Genomic DNA, 17,953 nt, shown 5'->3' on the forward strand with positions numbered 1-17,953 from the left:
AATCTTGAGACTGAGGATTCCCCGCTTATCACCAGGGGTGAAAACATCAAAGGTAAGAGACATAAGCAAAATATCTGCCAGTGTTACAGAACCTTTGAGAATGTTACGGGTTATGTGAGTATAGATAGCGGCGCAAGAGCGTTACGAACAAGTCACAGAAACAACGACGGGATCACATCGCACCGTGCTGGTGCACAATCGCGGTTTTGCACGCACTATTACGCTTAGTGACATTTTTATTCTTTGCTTCTTACGGCAGTTTGTTTTGTAATGCCGGCAAATGATTGCAACAGGAACCTGCTGAACAATGAAGAAATTATTCTGCCTGACGGCCGGGGTTCTGGCCCTGGCATTAACCGGCTGTGCCAGCGATTATGTGATTAATACGAAATCCGGCGACCAGTTTTTCGCCCACGGTGAACCGGATCGTGACCGCGATACCGGTATGACCAGCTATACCGACATGAACGGCGATTATCACCTGATGAACACCAATGATATTGCGGGTATTGTGAAAAAGTAGGTAAGACGGGGCCAGTCATCTGACACGAAGGCAAAATGTGGCCTGCCAGTGACAGGCCCGTTTTATTTAATAATATTGGCTCTCATGGCTTTCATTATCACCTGCACTCTATTTTTAGCCCCAAGTTTGGTCATGCAATTGTTAATGTGAAATACTGCTGTTCTTTCTGAAATTGACAGAATCCGGCTTATTTCCCAACTGGTTTTCCCTTCCGCAAGCCAGACCAAACATTCACGTTCTCTTGAAGTCAGTATTGCTGGCGGCGTTAAATCACCTATCTTATCAATAAGTTTATTATTAAAATCCATTAAAAATTGATTATTAAGTTTGTGCAAATACACTGTAATCATTCCAATAATATTCATGGATTCCTTTTGCGAAACAAATATATCTTCTTTTCGTGCCACACTGAGCACGCCTATATACTGGTCATTTATCGGTAAAGACATGGAATATCCATACCGGATACCATGCGCCTTCGCACAATTTAAAAAGCGATCACTTCCCGAAAGCGACACACTGCTCCATATATGAGCTTGCTGATAACTCTGAGCCTTATTAATAATAGGGTCTATTTTATGAAACCCATTTTCCATATATTGCCGGCGCCAGCTGGCGTTAAAACCTTCAAGAATAAAAAAATCATCGAAGCCTTTTCTCGGCGTTATAACATAAGCATAGCTGTCGAATCGAATTGAGTATAACCACTTATCCAAAGTTAATTTTATCTGGTCATCCATACAATAATTTAAGTCGCTGAATTTCGTGCAAATGCAATCTCCAGGGAACATTTCCCTCTCCTCATCCAAACACAGCGTTGCAATGATTATAGGAAGGCTCGATTGCCTGTCAATTAAACTGCCTGCAATACCTGTAATAAGTATCAGGTTTTTGATTTTTTTTAGTTTATTTAATTTAACTTATTGAAATTAAAAAATAAAAAATTAACAGGCCAATTTGCACAACACAGAATTACAGCCAAAATAATTCACGTTCCAAGACGAAATGCTGTTTCAGATTTATATCATGCTGATAATTCAGAATGCTAACTGTTAAGGAAAATTTATGTCTAAAATTACAAAACCCGATGCCGCGACAACTGAATCTTATCTGATCGACGGATTTGATCCCGCCGTTGATACCGAAAAATTCAGTTATACCGCAGCCCGCGTAGCTAAACCGGTATATAACAAATACAACACTGCAGGTCGCCCAAAAGTCTTTGGTTATTACACCGACTGGTCACAATATGATGGCCGCCTGCAAGGCAGCCAGCAACCCGCAGATCGCGGCCGTGGCGTTGACCTGGCACTTGTTTCGCCAACGGCATTCGACAAATTAATTGTGGGTTTTGTCGGCATTCTTGGTGATTTGGGTGAGAAATCTGCAGCCATCTCCAGCGGGGCAGCAGCATTTGGTATTCACGATCAGGACGGCTCTGTTACTTTCCTCGATGTCTGGGGTGATACCCAAACCTACGTCAATAATGGCTTCCCGAGTTATAAAGACATCACCATGCCTGACGATTTCCAGCAGGAAAAAGTTCAGGGGATTTTAGGCGGTCTGCGGGATTTGCAGAAAAAAGCAAAAACACTCGGTCATGATCTGGTTCTCTCATTTAGCGTGGGTGGGTGGACCATGAGTAACGGTTTTTACAACATGTCACGCGATGCCCAACAGCGTGTTCGCTTCTGTGCCAGCATTGTGGATATCTTCAAACGTTTCCCGATGTTCACAGAAGTCGACATTGACTGGGAATATCCGGGAGCAGCAGGCAATAACAACCCTTATGGCGATGACGACAGTGTTTACTATGTCATTTTAATGAGAGAGTTGCGGGCAGCTTTCAACAATGCCGGATTGCCAAACACCAGAATCAGTATCGCCTCTTCAGCCGATCCGGCGGTTCTGGCGAAAGCCGACATCCCGGGTCTGCTGGCTGCAGGTCTGAACGGAATTAACGTGATGACCTACGATTTCTTCGGTACGCCATGGGCTCCGGCACTGAATCATCATACGAACCTGCATAAAACAGAACAAACCAGCTATGGCGTGGATGCCGCAGTTGACTATCTGATTTCAATAGGTGTGGCGCAGAGTAATATTAACATTGGCTACGCAGGTTATACCCGTAATGCGCGTAATGCGGCGATCTCTCAACTGTCACCTTTGGTCGGTACCTATGAACCAGGTGCCGCAACGACAACGGGGACTTTTGAGTCAGGAAGCTCAGAATGGTATGACATTATTTATAACTATCTGGATCTGGAAGCGCAAAAAGGGAAAAACGGCTTCGAACTCTATACCGATGAAAAGGCTGACGCAGACTATCTGTACAGCTCGTCTTCTAAATTATTTATCTCTCTGGATACGCCGCGTACCGTAAAAGCGAAAGCTGAATATGCCCGCTCAAAAGGGCTGGGAGGCGTATTTACCTGGACTGCCGATCAGGATAACGGTCTGCTGGTCAATGCTGCGCGTGAAGGGCTGGGTGCCCCGATAGTGACACAAGCCATTGATATGGCACCTTTTTACTTTAAAGGTATTAATGCCAGCGTTGATCCGCTCGATCGCGCACCGGTCGCGCAAATCGTGGGGCCAAAAAGCCCGGTCTCTCCGATTACCCAACTTACCTTTGATGGCAGTCATTCCTACGATCCTGACGGTGACCCGATCACTTATCAGTGGAATGTCCCGTCGGGCTTAATTGTCAGCGGCAGCCTGACAGACCCGATTATTCACCTGCGGGTGCCTGCCGCAGGGTATCAGGCCAGTTATACCGTTTCACTTACCGTCTCTGATGGCAGCAAAACCGGTACTGATACCTATACCTTCCTGGTCGCAGGTGGCGTGAATGAGCCTCCGGTGGCGGCAGTCTCCGGCAGTAAAACAGTCAGCAGCGGCGCAACGGGTACACTCAGCGCGGCAAACTCGTATGACCCTGACGGCGAAGTGTTGAGCTACTTCTGGAGTTTACCAGCAGATGTCACTGCCACATCCGTGACCGGTGAAACGCTGACTTACACCGCGCCAACCGTGCTGATTAATCATTCACTGGTGTTCCAGTTGACCGTGACTGATATCAGCGGAGCGAGCGACACTGCGGCTTACAATGTTACCGTTCAGGCGGCAACCGGGTATCCGCAATGGAGCGCCACGGAGACTTATAATGAGGGCGACCGTGTTAGCTGGGAGGGCAGTAATTATGAAGCGAAATGGTGGACTCAGGGAACAGAGCCAGGCACGTTGGATGAAGCCGGCGGGGATCCATGGTTGAAATTAGGCTCCGGCAATGTCGGAGGTCAACCAAACTGCCCGGGCGTGAGAGGGGGATGCTGCGCACCACGCGGGCGTAATCCGGGTCGTAATATGTAGCGGATTTCCCGCTATTTATCACTGACTATCAGTGCAGGCGGTGATTAGCCTGCACTGATTATTAACGAATGAGTATTGAATATGAGCCAAGCCGAAATTATCACGCCGGAGAGCATTTTTCATTCCGACAATACAGATATTGATATAACAGACCCACGCCTTGTTTCACATGCCGTACTTCACGGATGTATTTCCGGAAGCAGAAGAAATCAGACGCTCTTATTATCGATGTTTCAACTTCGGCATCGTGTATTTAAACAACGGTTGAAATGGGATGTAGAAAGTTTCAATGAGCAGGAAACAGATCGTTTCGACACTATCGACACTGATTATATTATTACTACCGATATTAACAATAACGTCAAAGGCTGTGTGCGCCTTTTGCCCACCACGGCCCCTTATATGCTCAGCGAAGTTTTTCCTGATTTGTGGCAAAGTCAGGCTCCCCTTCCCTGTTCTGCATCAGTCTGCGAACTTTCACGTTTTTCCTTTGAAAAGAGTCATGACGCCGGGGGATACGGATTCTCTGGCCCGGTAGTCCGGCTCCTGCGTAATTTAGTTTTATATGCACAACGCAACCAGATTTCACAATATGTCTTTGTCACCACTGCTGCCATTGAACGCTTACTGGTGATCCAGGGAGTTTCGATTTACCGGGTGGGGAATGTAGTCAAAATAGGCAGCGCACAAACCGTGGTTATTTTTATGAATATCAATCAGCAAACGGAGGAAGCCCTTTTTAACCATTCCAAATGAAGCGCCTTGCTATATCCGTGAACAACCGCAGTAGATAAACCCTGACTGTTAATCCTCAATCCCTATTAATTTATTAAGGAAATATCATGTCAAATTCTTATTTACCTTTTATTGACGTCACTATTAATGCGTTGTGGAGTGACTGGCAACAATATCCGAATGGCAGACCTAATCCCATTTATTACGAACAGGCCCTCAGGTGGAAAATTGACGGGTTAATTTTTGGGTTTCTGACACTGGATACGGAAACCAATACCCCGTGCTGGGCGGCAAGTTCTGCCATGCCTTTAGAGTGGGCACTGCCGCTGGCGGATGAGCTTAACAGCGCCGGGCTTTCTGTCATCATCTCATTTGGCGGGGCCGCCAATTCCGATATCTCCACCCATTTCAGTATCGTGGAACTTGAAGAGATCTACATTGCCACTATAGATATGTACGGAGCCAAAGGGCTGGATTTCGATCTGGAAAACGGGCTGTTTGATGCCGCTAAAATATGTGCGGCTCTGAAAAGAGTTGTCAGCCTCAGACCTGACGTTGCCATCAGTTTTACCCTGCCGACCCTGCCTACCGGCCTGAATCTGAGCGGTGTGGAGATCCTCAGGCTGGCAAAAAATGCGGGTCTGGAGTTTAGTGTCAATGGTATGGCGATGGATTATGGCGATCCGGATAATGACCCGGCAACACAAACGGATATGGGCAGAGCTGCTGTAGAGGCGGCACTGAGCATCAGTACACAATTGCTGCTTCTTTACCCTGATCTTTCCGAAGCCCGGCGCCTGGCCAAAGTGGCCGTTACGCCAATGATTGGTCTCAACGATGATGCCAGCATGTTCAAACTGGACGATGTCAATACCCTAACACGGTTTGCTAAGCTTAACCCGTTGAGTTTTATCGGTATATGGTCATTTAACCGTGATCATCCATCCGGTTATACTTATGTTGATCTCGAAACCAGCAGTAATCCTGAACAGAGAGTGGCAGGCGAATATTCACAGCTGTTTGTGTTGGGTTTAACACCGGCCACCACCGCGCCGGGGACAACCCTTCACAGTGGTAGGGTCTGGTTCGAGTCCCACCCGGCAACCAAAAACCGCAGATTCGTATGCCCTTCCCGTTAAGCTTTTGTAATGCAAAAAACCGGGCGGAAGCCCGGTTTTTCGTTTGAAGCATAAAAAGAAATTACAGCCCGTTTTCAGCAATATCCATGGCAAAATAGGTCAGGATAATATCTGCGCCTGCACGCTTGATCGCACCAAGACTTTCGCGCACCACGGCACGCTCATCGATAGCACCGGCTTGTGCGGCGAACTTGATCATCGCGTATTCACCGCTGACCTGATACGCCGCCAGTGGCAGACGGGAGGCTTCACGGATATCACGGATCACATCCAGATACGCGCCAGCCGGTTTCACCATCAGTGCATCTGCACCTTCCTGCTCATCCAGCAACGATTCACGCACGGCTTCGCGGCGGTTCATCGGGTTCATCTGATATTGCTTGCGGTTGCCTTTGAGCACGCTGCCGCCCGCTTCACGGAAAGGTCCGTACAGCGAAGACGCGAACTTGGTGGAATAGGCCATGATCGAGGTATCGATAAATCCGGCTTCATCAAGCGCACTGCGGATGGCCTGCACCTGACCGTCCTGAGCGGCGGATGGCGCGATGAAATCTGCCCCGGCGGCGGCGGCTACCACCGCCTGTCTGCCAAGGTTGATCAGGGTTGCGTCGTTATCCACACCGTGGTTATGCAGCACACCGCAATGGCCATGTGAAGTGTATTCGCAGAAACAGGTGTCGGACATGACGATCATTTCAGGCACGGTGTCTTTGCAGATACGCGCCATACGCGCGACCAGACCGTTTTCATTCCAGGTATCACTGCCGGTGGCATCCATGTGATGCGAAATACCAAACGTCATCACCGAGCGGATACCGGCACGGGCGTAGCGTTCGATTTCAAACGCCAGACGGGATTCAGGGATGCGCAGTACGCCGGGCATGGCTTCGATGGGTACGTATTCAGAGGTTTCTTCTTCTACGAAAATCGGCAGTACCAAATCATTGACGCTAAATTCGGTTTCCTGAAAAAGCGTGCGCAGGGATTCGGACTGTCTCAGGCGACGAAGGCGTGAGCTCGGGAACTGATTCGACATGAAAACTCCTAAAAATTAATCTGTTGCACTGATATTTTTGAGAAACAGGAGCGCAGACAGTTCAGACGGCAGGAGGCAATGCAGCGCCGTCAGACGATGGAGCCAGTATTTTATAATAACTTTTAAACAAATGATGAACTTTCCGTGAGCAGATGTAACACCGGCCGCAATTTTATCTCAGTAATCGGCCGGTTCACTGAATCCTCCCGTTCGCATCAGGGCGGCCCGGAGGATGACGGATTCCTACCCCAGTTTTATCTCGCGATCGGCTGAGGCAATGGTAGAAGGCCGGTGCGCGATAAATATCCGCGTAATATCCAGTTCACTGATCGCCTGATTAATCCGCAGTTCGTTATCCAGATCCAGATGGCTGGTCGCCTCGTCGAGAAACAATATCGCCGGACGACGGTACAGTGCACGGGCAATCAGCAAACGCTGTTTCTGCCCGCCGGACAGGCTGCCACCCAGTTCACTGATCAGCGTTTCATAGCCCATCGGCATCCGTTCGATATCGTCGTGAATATTACAACGGCGTGCACAATCGACAATACGCGCCTCATCTTTCTGTTCGTCAAAGCTGGCAATATTCTCGGCGATAGATCCGGCGAACAACGTATCATCCTGTAATACACAGGCGATGCAGCTGCGGTAATTGTTCAGCCCGGCTGTGGTGATATCCATGCCGTTGATCAGGATCCGCCCTTCGGTCGGCGTGAGCAAACCGGTCATAATTTTCATCAGTGTAGTTTTACCCTGCCCCGACGGCCCGGTAATGGCCACGCTTTCACCGGCCGCGACTGACAGGTTCAGTCCGTTGATCAGCGGCGCGGAAAGGCTGTCGTACTGGAAAACCAGATCCCGCACCTCCAGCGACGCTGCCTCGCCCGCGCGCAACAATTCGCGCTCCGGCAGCGACTTTTCGGTGTCGGTCAGCGCAATATCGGCGATACGGTCGCGGTGCAGGGAAAGCATCCGCAACTGTAATACCATGTTCAGCAGATTGGCCGCACGTTCGGAAAACTGACCGCGATACGTATTGAACGCAACAAACATCCCGAGCGTCATATGGCCGTCGATGACCTGCGTCGCCCCAAGCCACAGCAACGCGACCTGATCGAGGGTGGCGATCAGCGTGTTGCCGCCGGTAAACATCATTTCAAACTTGGTTTTGCGCACCGTCGCATTGGCGTTATCAATGTTCAGATTCAGCCAGAAATTGGCGCGGGATTTCGATAAACCGAGCGCTTTCAGCGTGCTGATGCCGTACAGGGTTTCCATAAAGTGCGAACCGGCACGCGCACCTTTTACAATCTGCTCTTCTGAAACCTGCCGGTATGCGTTGTAGGTTGCCAGGCGGAAAACCACATAAATCGCGGTAAAACCCAGGATCACCCAGATCAGCCAGCCACCGTACAGCACCATCATGACAATTAATCCGACCGACATAATGCCGTCAATAATACTGTTCACCACATTGGTGGTCAGCGTGGTACGCAGCGTGTCGAGCGAAGTAAAACGCGACTGAATGTCACCGAGTTTGCGTTTTTCGAAATAATCGAGTGGCAGTTTCATCAGATGGTCAAACAGCCGGGCTTTCCATTGCACATCAATCAGCGTACTCATCACCAGCGATGTCCAGGCACGTAACATACTGACGCCGGTGCGGAAAATGATGAAAAACAGTAAGCCGAGGCAAATCAGTGTCAGTAAATCCGGGTCTTTGGCCGGGATCACATGGTCCATTACCAGTTGCATCCCGACCGGCAGCAACAGATTGACCGATTCGATCATCAGCGAGAGGCAGAAGATTTTGGTCAGCGCCGGAATAAGCCCGCTGACGTTGCCCATCATTTTGCGCAAATCCAGTCTGACGCGTGGTTTCTCCGAGGTAAAACCGTTGTCCGGCCACAGTTCCAGCGCCACGCCGGTAAAATGTTCAGACACTTCACGCATGCCAAGCGAACGACGGCCAAAGGCCGGATCGTGAATAATCACTTTGCCCTGTTTCACACCAACCAGTACCACGAAGTGATTGAGATCCCAGTGCAAAATACACGGCGTTTTCAGCGCATTCAGCTCATCGATATCCAGCTTTAGTGCGCGGGACTTCATCTCATTGGCCGTGGCGATATCCATCAGCGTACGCAGCGTCGCGCCGCGTGAAGAAATGCCGTAACGCTGTCGCAGACTCTGTAAATCAACGTGTTTGCCGTGATAGCCAAAGACCATCGCCAGACTGGCCAGCCCGCACTCGGCAGCCTCTGTTTGAATAATCTGCGGCACACGGTGACGCCAGCTAAAGTGCAGGCGGTCAGCCAGCTCCCGTACGTTATCGAGATTCATTGATTGGCCCCACCACGCTCTTCTTCATGCTGTAATACGGAGACAGCATCCATTGATACAACGGCCTCTTCTCCAGGAATAATGTCGATTCGGCTTTCATGCCGCTGGATAAATTCAGCGTCTCGCCGTGCCAGTTCATGGCTTTTTTATCCAGTGAAACAATCACTTTGTAATACGGCCCGCTGACCGTACCGTTAGGCGTTCGCGGCGCGCTGGCGTAGGAATTCAGTTCCTGTTCAGAAACCGGTGCCGAAGAAATCGACTGCACCGTGCCCGGGAACTGGCCATATTTTTCAAACGGATAAGCTTCATAGCGAATATTAATGTGCTCGCCCGCTTTCACGTAAGGCACGCTTTCATTGGGCAGCCAGGCAACGAGGAAGAACGGGGAATTACTGGCTGGTACCAGTTGCGCAAGGCTGTCGCCCGCGTTAACCATCTGGCCGGGCGTGACGCTCAGTGAGGAGATTTTGCCGGAGGTCGGCGCGGTGATCAGCAAGGAACCTTTGGCATCGGCCTGTGCCAGTTGTCGCTCAAGGTCATTGCGCTGGTAGCCGTATTGCGAAATCTGGTTATCGAACTCCGCTGCCCGCGTGACCAGCTCACTGCGCAGATTGGTAATCTGCAACGCTTCCTGAATCGCCTGGGTATTCAGGCTCTGAAACGATGTCTGTTGCTGATAAAACAGGTAGCGCTGATTATTCAGCTGATCAGTATTGATCAGGCCCTTCTTCTGATATGCCCCGTAGTTCTGCATACTTTTTTTCATGGCATCCAGCCCTTCCTGAGCCGAATCCACCATGCTTTGTGAGACTTCATGTGCTTTCTGATACTGATCGAGTTGCTGTTGCAAATTTTGCAGCGTTTCCTGCTTATTGTGTTCCAGCTGAGCGATAATGGAATCTATCTGTTCGCGCTGCTTTTTAATCGCGGCAAGTGTGGTGGTGCTGACATTCCCCGCCTGTGTCACGCGGCTGACATCGATCTCATAGAGTGGCTGGCCCTTTTTTACGGGTTTACCGGTGTCGACATATAATTTTGTCACCACGCCCTGCTCAGGACTGAATAAATTAATGCTGTGCGGCTGAGTGATGATTTCACCGCTGACGTTAATGCGGCGTGTATAATTTGCAAAGATAAGGAACATCAGTAAAGCAAACAGGAAAAGGGCGGTAAGTGTCGTCACAATCCATAAAGGCCACCCTGCGAGTAATAAAGCCTTGCCCGCCCAGTGGCTTTGCTGATGTTCATTCACCTCTTTACGAAAGAGCATATTTACGTGTTCCAGAATAACCAGCTGTAAAAACAGAATCTTTGAAAGATAGCAGCCTGTCATCACGCTGCCACCGCGATTACTCTGAAACACACGACAAATTTATTTCCGCACCGCAACAATGATGTAGAAATATTAATTTTCAAGCATTCTCTGAAATAACCAGTCGGCCGTAAATCTGATTAATTTTCGTTCGTTAAATAAATCACTCCGGTTAGATTATATTTAAATAATCAATAAAAACAAATTGTTGAAAAGAAAATCTCACTTAGGAGATTATTCCTAGACAAATTCAGCACGCAGTACTCTAGGCTTAATCCCTGTGAAGACATTGCGTAGAAATTATCTCCATAGACTTACTCAATGTTTTCATCGCCCCCGGTATTAAAGGGGACTTGCTTTAACAGATTAAAAGGAAGGCCTAAGATGAAACAATTAACAGAACGTGATATTGAAATGGTTAATGGTGCAGGTTGGTCGGAAGATGTTAATAAAGTTGCCGATCGCCTATCAAGCTTTGGTCAGGACGCGGTAAGTGACACCAGTAATGCGGTGAACAAGGCGTATTCACAAATTTCCGATGGTCTCGCTAAAGCACAGAACTATCTGACAACCTAGTTTTCAGTCTTAAAGGTTAATCAGAGTAATTCGAGCCCCCATTTATTTGGGGGCTTTTTTATTGTCGCTCAAAACTGACGTAATATCACACGCCTGTTTTTGTTTTCTCGCTTTTCACCATGCTGTTCTTCAGCTTGCCGATAAGCTCGCGGCGAAAATCACCGAGTTTCGGTTTATCGCCTTCCAGCCACGGCAGCGGACGGCATAACTCCATGGTTTTGATGCCCAGACGCGCGGTCAGCAAACCGGCCCCGATCCCTTGTGCAGCACGGGCAGAAAGCCGGGCGGCCAGATCCTGTGACATCCAGTCCATACCCACCTCACGCACCAGTTCAGATGCGCCGGCGAACGCCATATTGAGCAATACCAGACGGAACAACCGGATACGGCTGTAATAGCCGAGTTCAATGCCATAAAGTACCGCGATGCGGTTGACCAGTCGCAGGTTACGCCAGGCAATAAATGCCATATCCACCAGAGCCAGCGGGCTGACGGCAATCATCAGCGCGGATTCGGCGGCTGAATGACTGATTTCACGCCGTGCCTGCACGTCGAGAACCGGCTGAACCAGACGGGCATACAGTTCGACCACTTCGCGGTCATTCTGGGTTTCATGCAGTGAGGCCTTCCAGCGTTGCAACGCCGGATGGCTGTTATCCAGGCCAGCCTGTGCTGCCAGTTTTTCGCAGAATGCACGCCCCTGCCCTAACCCGTGGCTGTGCATTAATTCGCGTGCCGTATCGCGCTCACTGGCCCGCTGACGCAGGCGGTACAAACGCCGCCATTCGGTGGCAACAGACCCCACGCCAGCGACAATAATCAGCCCACCTGCGGTGCAGGCACCGAGCGCCACCCAGTCCTGTTGGATCCAGGCCTCATGAACCCGTTGCATGCCCTGTGCCACGACGCTGATACCCAGCACCGCCACGCCGAGGCGCACAATTTTGCCCCATAAACTGCGGCGGGGTTTCAGCGCGCGGTTAAGCACCGCTTCGGCTTCGCCCTCCTCCTGATGTTCATCTGTCTCGGCGGTAACCGGAATAAAGCGCTCTGAAATCTGCGCGTCAAAGGCCACAGCCGGTTTGATCAGCGGCTCCGCCGGCGCTGTTAATTCCGTTTCAAAATCGATACGCGGTTTTATCGGTTCGCTCATCGCATTTTATCTCCCAGTAAAAACTCCATCACCGCATCCAGACGGATGTGCGGCAACGGGGTGTCCACACTCATTTCGCGCGGACGAAACTCGTCAAAATGAAAACCCTGTTTTTGCCAGAACGCATGCCCCGGCAGGCGCGCAGGCACTTCGCCGGGGAACACGGTCAGCGGCGCACCATCCTGTAACCGGTGTCCTTTCAGCGCGGGCAAACTTTGCCCCTGATATTCCACCATGCCCGTTTCCGTCGCCTGTACCGAAGCCAGCCCGGCGCAATCCATGCTAATGCCTTCGAACGCAGCATTCTGCCAGGCTTCCTGCACCAGTTGCTGTAACAGTGATACCAGATTAGCGTGCTGATCGCCGGTGATGTGGTCGGCTTTAGTGGCGGCGAACATCAGTTTGTCGATGCACGGATTAAACAGACGGCGGAACAGCGTACGTTTACCGTAGTGAAAACTTTGCATCAGCTGAGTCAGTGCCAGGCGCATATCGTTAAACGCCTGCGGCCCGCTGTTGAGCGGCTGCAGGCAATCGACCAGCACAATCTGGCGGTCGAACTTCACGAAGTGATCTTTATAAAAACCCTTCACAATGTTCTGGCAGTAATAATCGAAACGTGCGCGCAGCATACCAAAATTGCTGTTTTTATCCGCCTGTGCCAGCTGTGCATCCGAATAACCATTCAGCTCGGGCCACGGGAAAAATTGCAGCGCAGGCGCACCGGCCATATCTCCCGGCAAAACAAAACGCCCCGGCTGGATAAAATGCAAACCTTCGTTTTTGCAACGCACCAGATAACCGGTGTAAGCCTGGGCAATCGCGCCAAGCAAATTTTCATCCGCCGGTGCCAGCGGATCGCATTTTTCGCACAGCGTCAGCCACGGCTTTGCCCATTCTGCGCGATCGCCCTGTAACAGCCCCGCCATCTGGCGCGACCAGTCGGAATAATTTTGCTCCAGCATCGGCAGATCCAGCAGCCATTCGCCAGGATAATCGACGATCTCCAGATAGAGCGTGGAGGTATCTTTAAAGTGACGCAGCAGGGAATCATTGGAGCGGTAACGCAGCGCCAGGCGGATTTCGCTGACGCCGCGTGTGGGCGTGGGCCACGCAGGTGGCGTGCCATAAAGTGATGCCAGACCTTCGTCATAGGTAAACCGCGACACGCCCAGATCACGTTGGGGGACGCGTTTCACACCGAGCAGCCGCTCTTCGCGGGCCGCCGAAAACAGCGGTAAGCGGGCGCCGCTGTGCATGTGTAATAGCTGGTTAACGAAAGCGGTAATAAAAGCGGTTTTGCCACTGCGGCTTAAGCCGGTGACAGCCAGCCGCAGATGCCTGTCCATGCCGCGATTGATCAGTGAACTAAAGTCGCTTTGTAGTCTTTTCATTGCTCTCCCTGGCGTAGCGCCCAAACAGCGCGGTCAAAATACGTTTGAATAACGGTTCTAATAATAGTGCTAAAACATACCGTAGTGGCCCTTTTCCCACTACGCCCAGCACACGCGCCGCCAGCCCGGCAGGGCCAAAAGTCAGCGCCAGCGTCATCATAACGCTGAAAATTTTCGAAAACAGGCTGCGCTTACCCGGCAGCGAGGAATTCAGGGAACGGGTCATAAAGATTCCTTCAGCGGGAGGTGAGAGGGAAAATGGCAGCCGGAGCCATGTCCGGCGGCCAGAGGCAAGGCGGTGAAAATGATTAAAGCTGGCGGAACCGGCTACGTACACCGAAAGTTTCCGAAGTCACATAGCGTTCGACCTGGCGTAAACGTTGCTCGCTGGCTTTCAGTTCACGGTCAGCCTCTTCCAGCAAATTTCTCGGCGATGGCGCAGTTTCCTCCTCATATTCACTGGCCGGTACAGGATCCAGCACGTAGCTGAGAATGATGTACGCCACCAATGTGAACATGAACAACCCAAAGAAAACCGACAGTACAGCCATAATACGCAGCAGTTTTACCGGCACGCCCAGATAGTGCGACAACCCCGCCAGCACACCTTTTACCACGCCCTCTTCCGGCACACGGTACAACTTTTTCTCAGACAGGCGATTCGCCATTATGATTGCCTCCAGCCCGGATGTTCGGCATCGAGTATTTCTTCCAGCGCCTGAATGCGTTCACGCATACGCTGCGCCTCTTGGGTCAGACTGCTGAGATTTTGCATCTCATGCTGACTGAGCTGACTGCCATTTTGCTGGCGATTGCTGTAGTGAAGCCACAACCAGACGGGCGCCACGAATAAGACGAAAATGGTCAGCGGGATGGCTAAGAACAGGAAGCTCATTACATCACTCCTAGATTTTGATGAGTCTTATTAATTTGTTAACCCTGCCCAACCTGCCGGTGAACAGGCAGGTTGGGTAGCAAATATTACGCGTCCGGAGTGCTGTTCATTTTCGCTTTCAGGGCAGCAATCTGTGCGCTGATTTCATCGTCGGCTTTGAGTTCAGCGAATTGCTGATCCAGCGATTTCTTTTTACCGATGCTGACACTTTCTGCTTCCGCTTCCATATGATCAATACGGCGTTCAAACTGCTCAAAACGCGCCATGGCTTCATCAATTTTACCACTGTCAAGCTGACGGCGAACGTCACGGGAAGACGCCGCAGCCTGATGACGTAAGGTCAGCGCCTGCTGGCGGGCACGGGTTTCGGTCAGTTTGCTTTCCAGCTCGCCAATTTCTGACTTCATCCGGTCCAGGGTTTCTTCTACCACGGCCACTTCGTTTTTCAGCGTAGTGACTAACTCGGACAATTTTTGCTTTTCGATCAACGCCGCACGCGCCAGATCGTCTTTATCTTTACGCAGCGCCAGTTCAGCTTTGTCCTGCCATTCAATCTGCTGGGATTCACCCTGATCGATACGGCGGATCAATTGTTTCTTTTCTGCCAGCGCACGGGCCGAGGTAGAACGCAGCTCCACCAGCGTGTCTTCCATTTCCTGAATCATCAGACGAACCAGTTTTTGCGGATCTTCTGCTTTATCCAGCAAGGTATTGATGTTGGCGTTAATGATGTCAGCGAAGCGAGAAAAAATACCCATAATCGAAATTCCTCTTTGTTTCTGTTTGGTTTCCGGCCAAATGATTACCGGTTAAAGCCGCAGGTAATTTTTTCACTGCAGTGATAAACCTATATCAGGATCCGTGCCAACTTTTTTAAATTATTATCTGCATGAATAAATTGAATTTTTTAGCGCTGCCTCTGCTATGCTTATTTTTCGGGATGACGATTTTCACTAAGTGTTAGTGTTTTTCACCACACAAGGAAAGCCAAATGACGGATAACACAGACAATTTACTCGGCGAAGCCAACGCCTTTATTGAAGTGCTGGAACAGGTTTCACAACTGGCGAAGCTGAACAAGCCGGTTCTGGTCACCGGCGAACGCGGCAGCGGTAAGGAACTGATCGCGCATCGTCTGCATTATCTTTCACCCCGCTGGCAGGGGCCGTTTATTTCACTTAACTGTGCGGCACTCAATGAAAACCTGCTGGATTCTGAACTGTTCGGCCATGAAGCAGGCGCGTTTACCGGTGCGCAGAAACGTCATCTCGGGCGCTTTGAACGTGCGGATGGCGGCACGTTATTTCTTGATGAACTGGCGACAGCCCCCATGCTGGTACAGGAAAAACTGCTGCGCGTGATCGAATACGGTCATCTGGAACGCGTCGGCGGCAGCCAGCCGTTGCAGGTGGATGTCCGTCTGGTGTGTGCGACGAATGATGATTTGCCGAAGCTGGCCGCTGAAGGGAAATTCCGCGCTGACCTGCTGGACCGGCTGGCGTTTGATGTGGTGCAATTACCGCCCCTGCGCGAACGTCAGCAGGACATCATGTTACTGGCCGAACATTTTGCCATCCAGATGTGTCGTGAACTTTCCCTGCCTTTATTTCCCGGATTTACAGAGTACGCCCGGGAGACGCTGCTGACGTATCAATGGCCGGGCAATATCCGTGAGCTGAAAAATGTGGTGGAACGTTCGATGTACCGCCATGGCACCAGTGATTTTCCGCTTGATAATATCATTCTGAACCCGTTCACACCGCGCAACGGCGCTGCGGAACCGGCTGATGACAGTAAGCACGAAAACCTGCCGACACTGCCGCTGGATATTAAGCAATGGCTCACCGGGCAGGAAAAAAATCTGATCGGACAGGCTTTGCGGCAGGCGCGGTTTAATCAGCGTAAAGCCGCTGAGCTGCTGAACGTGACGTATCATCAGTTACGCGGGATGTTGAAGAAACACGGGATACAGGTGAACTCGCAGGAAGCGGCTGAATAACAGGCAAAAAAAAAGCCAGCACCCGAGCTGGCTAAGTCATACTGGAAGCAATGTGAGCAATGTCGTACCTCGCGATTAACGTCCCTGGCGGGGCATTTCTCGTCCGGTGAAAAGATGATAATGGTTCTCAGTATCGTCTGTAAAGTACTTTGTTGAGAATATTTCTCATTACCACAATGACATTATGGCTACTTATTGAACAACCCTACCCTCCCTAAGGACTACCATGCCGGGAACGGATCAGCCATGTTCACCCAGTGTTCAATACCTTCTGCCATCTGTTCTTCGCTAAGCAGGCACGCATCCAGCCGCCGGATAATCTCTTCTTTATTCATGTGCTGACCGATAAAGACCAGTTCCTGTCGCATATCTCCAAACGGCTCTACCCATTTTTCCAAAATGTGTTCACGGGTTTCATCATCCTCCGGCCAGTCGCTTTCCGGCAGAGAACGCCAGAAAATACCTGCCATGCCATAACGCGCAATCCCCCCCGCCTGACTCCATTGGCCGGCAAAACGCGGACGCGACGCCAGCCAGAAAAAGCCTTTGGAGCGCAGTAAAGTGCCGCCGCCCCAGTCACCATGCACCACGCGGTAAAATTTATCCGGATCAAACGGCCTGCGCGCCGTGTAGACAAAACTGCTGATGCCGTACTCTTCAGTCTCCGGTTTATGTTCACCACGTAACTCTTTCAGCCAGCCCGGCGCCTGTTGTGCTTTGGCGAAATCAAACCGGTGTGTATTCAGCACGGTGTCCAGCGGCAGGCTGCCAGGGGAAATCGGAATAATGTGCGCATCAGGATTGAGGCTTTTCAGCAACGCAATCACTTCGCGCTGCTGCCGGCTGTCGAGAAGATCGGTTTTACTCACCAGCAACACGTTACAAAACTCTATCTGGTCGATGAGCAGATCCGTCACGCTGCGCTCATCGTCCTCACCGAGACTTTCACCGGCCTCCTGCACACTCCGTGCTTCCTGATATTGCTGCATAAAGTTGACGCCATCAACAACAGTCACCAGCGTATCCAGCCGCGCAAACTGCGATAAACTTTCACCGTTTTCATCTTCAAATGTGAACGTTTCTGCCACCGGCAGCGGTTCTGAAATACCACTCGATTCAATCAGCAGATAATCAAAACATCCGGCCTGTGCCAGCCCGCGCACTGAAATCAGCAAATCTTCCCGCAACGTACAACAGATGCAGCCGTTGCTCATTTCCACCAGTTTTTCCTGCTGACGGTCAAGGGTAATTTCGTTAGTGATCAGCGCGGCGTCAATGTTCACCTCACTCATATCATTGACGATAACCGCCACACGCAGTCCCTGACGGTTGTTCAGAATGTGGTTGAGAACGGTAGTTTTGCCTGCGCCAAGAAAACCGGACAGCACGGTAACGGGGAGTAAGGACATCATTAACCTCATCGCGAGAACAGTGCAGGAATTTTTCGCCTGCGTTTATTGTTATAATATA

At 50.6% G+C, this 17,953-nt stretch carries 17 protein-coding genes; 6 read left to right on the top strand and 11 right to left on the bottom strand.

Annotation, left to right across the window (positions count from 1 at the left end):
• The first annotated feature begins 307 nt into the window (after window positions 1-307).
• Window positions 308-523, top strand: coding sequence for a YgdI/YgdR family lipoprotein (locus tag ETV65_RS04060; RefSeq protein WP_129951654.1), 216 nt, complete (start codon window positions 308-310; stop codon window positions 521-523).
• A 62-nt stretch (window positions 524-585) separates the two neighbouring features.
• Here the strand turns inward: ETV65_RS04060 and ETV65_RS04065 are convergent, their stop codons facing one another.
• Window positions 586-1,314 (bottom strand): LuxR C-terminal-related transcriptional regulator, encoded by a 729-nt coding sequence (locus tag ETV65_RS04065; RefSeq protein WP_129951655.1) that lies wholly within the window; start codon window positions 1,312-1,314, stop codon window positions 586-588.
• A gap of 274 nt (window positions 1,315-1,588) precedes the next feature.
• Here ETV65_RS04065 and ETV65_RS04070 point away from each other — a divergent pair, with 274 nt between their 5' ends.
• The 3 genes from ETV65_RS04070 (at window position 1,589) to ETV65_RS04080 (ending at window position 5,772) form a co-directional block, all read left to right on the top strand.
• Window positions 1,589-3,898 carry a glycosyl hydrolase family 18 protein gene (locus ETV65_RS04070; RefSeq protein ID WP_129951656.1) on the top strand — a complete coding sequence of 770 codons (2,310 nt, stop codon included), beginning with the start codon at window positions 1,589-1,591 and terminating at the stop codon, window positions 3,896-3,898.
• A gap of 81 nt (window positions 3,899-3,979) precedes the next feature.
• Window positions 3,980-4,654 carry an acyl-homoserine-lactone synthase gene (locus tag ETV65_RS04075; RefSeq protein WP_129951657.1) on the top strand — a complete coding sequence of 225 codons (675 nt, stop codon included), beginning with the start codon at window positions 3,980-3,982 and terminating at the stop codon, window positions 4,652-4,654.
• Window positions 4,655-4,740: 86 nt separating this feature from the next.
• Window positions 4,741-5,772 carry a glycosyl hydrolase family 18 protein gene (locus ETV65_RS04080; RefSeq protein ID WP_129951658.1) on the top strand — a complete coding sequence of 344 codons (1,032 nt, stop codon included), beginning with the start codon at window positions 4,741-4,743 and terminating at the stop codon, window positions 5,770-5,772.
• A 61-nt stretch (window positions 5,773-5,833) separates the two neighbouring features.
• Here ETV65_RS04080 and hemB read toward each other — a convergent pair whose 3' ends face one another.
• The 3 genes from hemB to ETV65_RS04095 form a co-directional block, all read right to left on the bottom strand.
• Window positions 5,834-6,808 carry a porphobilinogen synthase gene (hemB, locus tag ETV65_RS04085; RefSeq protein ID WP_129951659.1) on the bottom strand — a complete coding sequence of 325 codons (975 nt, stop codon included), beginning with the start codon at window positions 6,806-6,808 and terminating at the stop codon, window positions 5,834-5,836.
• Between the two features lie 243 nt (window positions 6,809-7,051).
• Entirely contained in the window at window positions 7,052-9,151 is a 2,100-nt protein-coding gene (locus ETV65_RS04090) for a peptidase domain-containing ABC transporter (protein ID WP_129951660.1), read from the bottom strand.
• Complete coding sequence (locus ETV65_RS04095) at window positions 9,138-10,424, bottom strand: HlyD family secretion protein (RefSeq protein WP_129951661.1); 1,287 nt, start codon at window positions 10,422-10,424, stop codon at window positions 9,138-9,140. The genes ETV65_RS04090 and ETV65_RS04095 overlap by 14 nt, the downstream gene beginning before the upstream one ends.
• Before the next feature lie 426 nt (window positions 10,425-10,850).
• Between ETV65_RS04095 and ETV65_RS04100 the strand changes: the two genes are divergently transcribed.
• Window positions 10,851-11,042: a chemotaxis protein gene (locus ETV65_RS04100; RefSeq protein ID WP_129951662.1), complete on the top strand. Its 192-nt coding sequence runs from the start codon at window positions 10,851-10,853 to the stop codon at window positions 11,040-11,042.
• Between the two features lie 85 nt (window positions 11,043-11,127).
• Here the strand turns inward: ETV65_RS04100 and ETV65_RS04105 are convergent, their stop codons facing one another.
• The 6 genes from ETV65_RS04105 to pspA form a co-directional block, all read right to left on the bottom strand.
• The gene (locus ETV65_RS04105; protein ID WP_129951663.1) at window positions 11,128-12,195 is read right to left on the bottom strand and encodes a YcjF family protein; all 1,068 of its coding nucleotides are present in this window, start codon (window positions 12,193-12,195) and stop codon (window positions 11,128-11,130) included.
• Complete coding sequence (locus ETV65_RS04110) at window positions 12,192-13,589, bottom strand: YcjX family protein (protein WP_129951664.1); 1,398 nt, start codon at window positions 13,587-13,589, stop codon at window positions 12,192-12,194. The genes ETV65_RS04105 and ETV65_RS04110 overlap by 4 nt, the downstream gene beginning before the upstream one ends.
• Window positions 13,564-13,815 (bottom strand): phage shock protein PspD, encoded by a 252-nt coding sequence (locus ETV65_RS04115; RefSeq protein ID WP_129951665.1) that lies wholly within the window; start codon window positions 13,813-13,815, stop codon window positions 13,564-13,566. The genes ETV65_RS04110 and ETV65_RS04115 overlap by 26 nt, the downstream gene beginning before the upstream one ends.
• An 82-nt stretch (window positions 13,816-13,897) precedes the next feature.
• Window positions 13,898-14,257, bottom strand: coding sequence for an envelope stress response membrane protein PspC (gene pspC / locus ETV65_RS04120; protein ID WP_129951666.1), 360 nt, complete (start codon window positions 14,255-14,257; stop codon window positions 13,898-13,900).
• On the bottom strand, window positions 14,257-14,484 hold the full coding sequence (pspB, locus tag ETV65_RS04125; RefSeq protein WP_129951667.1) for an envelope stress response membrane protein PspB: 228 nt from the start codon (window positions 14,482-14,484) through the stop codon (window positions 14,257-14,259). Before pspB ends, pspC begins: the two co-directional genes overlap by 1 nt.
• Window positions 14,485-14,570: 86 nt before the next feature.
• The gene (gene pspA, locus ETV65_RS04130) at window positions 14,571-15,242 is read right to left on the bottom strand and encodes a phage shock protein PspA (protein WP_129951668.1); all 672 of its coding nucleotides are present in this window, start codon (window positions 15,240-15,242) and stop codon (window positions 14,571-14,573) included.
• 233 nt (window positions 15,243-15,475) lie between these two features.
• Here pspA and pspF point away from each other — a divergent pair, with 233 nt between their 5' ends.
• Window positions 15,476-16,483 carry a phage shock protein operon transcriptional activator gene (gene pspF, locus ETV65_RS04135; protein ID WP_129951669.1) on the top strand — a complete coding sequence of 336 codons (1,008 nt, stop codon included), beginning with the start codon at window positions 15,476-15,478 and terminating at the stop codon, window positions 16,481-16,483.
• Between the two features lie 221 nt (window positions 16,484-16,704).
• Here pspF and zigA read toward each other — a convergent pair whose 3' ends face one another.
• Complete coding sequence (zigA, locus tag ETV65_RS04140) at window positions 16,705-17,892, bottom strand: zinc metallochaperone GTPase ZigA (protein WP_129952129.1); 1,188 nt, start codon at window positions 17,890-17,892, stop codon at window positions 16,705-16,707.
• Window positions 17,893-17,953: the final 61 nt, after the last annotated feature.

The sequence above is a fragment of the Rahnella sp. RFA10(1/100) genome, assembly GCF_004195115.1.
GTDB lineage: Bacteria > Pseudomonadota > Gammaproteobacteria > Enterobacterales > Enterobacteriaceae > Rahnella > Rahnella perminowiae.